General features: G+C 64.1%; 1 protein-coding gene. It reads left to right on the forward strand.

Translation table 11 applies throughout. From position 1 onward, the window contains the following. On the forward strand, positions 1-808 hold an 808-nt coding region (gene rsgA / locus HX846_RS35900; RefSeq protein WP_178967312.1), incomplete at its 5' end, for a small ribosomal subunit biogenesis GTPase RsgA. Positions 809-829 lie beyond the last annotated feature (21 nt).

The raw sequence follows: 829 nt of genomic DNA on the forward strand, positions 1-829 counted from the left end.
GCGCGCCAACCTGCCTGCGCTGGTGACCGGCGACAAGGTGGTATGGCGTGCCGGCAACCAGGGCATCGGCGTGATCGTCGCCCAGTTGCCGCGCACCACCGAACTGCGTCGCCCCGACAGCCGTGGCCAGCTCAAGCCGGTAGCGGCCAACGTCGACATGATCGTCATTGTCTTCGCGCCACTGCCCGAGCCCCATGCCAACCTGATCGACCGCTACCTGGTAGCGGCCGAACACGCCGGCATTCGCCCGCTGTTGCTGCTGAACAAATTCGACCTGATCGACGAACAGAACGCCCCGGCGCTCAACGCGTTGCTGGCGGTGTACCGCACCCTCGGCTACCCGGTGCTGGAAGTCTCGGCGCATCACGGCAATGGCATGGAACAGTTACAGACTGAACTGGACGGGCGCATCAGCGTGTTCGTCGGCCAGTCGGGCGTGGGCAAGTCGTCCCTGGTCAACAGCCTGTTGCCGGAAGTCGAAACCCGTGTTGGCCCGCTGTCGGAGCTGTCCGGCCAGGGCACCCACACCACCACCACCGCGCGATTGTTCCACTTTCCGGGCGGCGGCGAGTTGATCGACTCCCCCGGCATCCGTGAATTCGGCCTGGGCCATGTGAGCCGTGCCGATGTTGAAGCGGGCTTTATCGAGTTCAACGACTTGATCGGCACCTGCCGCTTCCGTGACTGCAAACATGACCGCGAGCCGGGTTGCGCCCTGCTCAAGGCACTGGAAGACGGCCGCGTGCAGCAGCAGCGAATGAACAGCTATCGCTCGATCATCGCCAGCTTGCCCGAGACCAGCTATTAACATGTAGGAGCGAGCTTGCTC

This window comes from Pseudomonas sp. K5002 (genome assembly GCF_013386655.1).
Lineage (GTDB): Bacteria > Pseudomonadota > Gammaproteobacteria > Pseudomonadales > Pseudomonadaceae > Aquipseudomonas.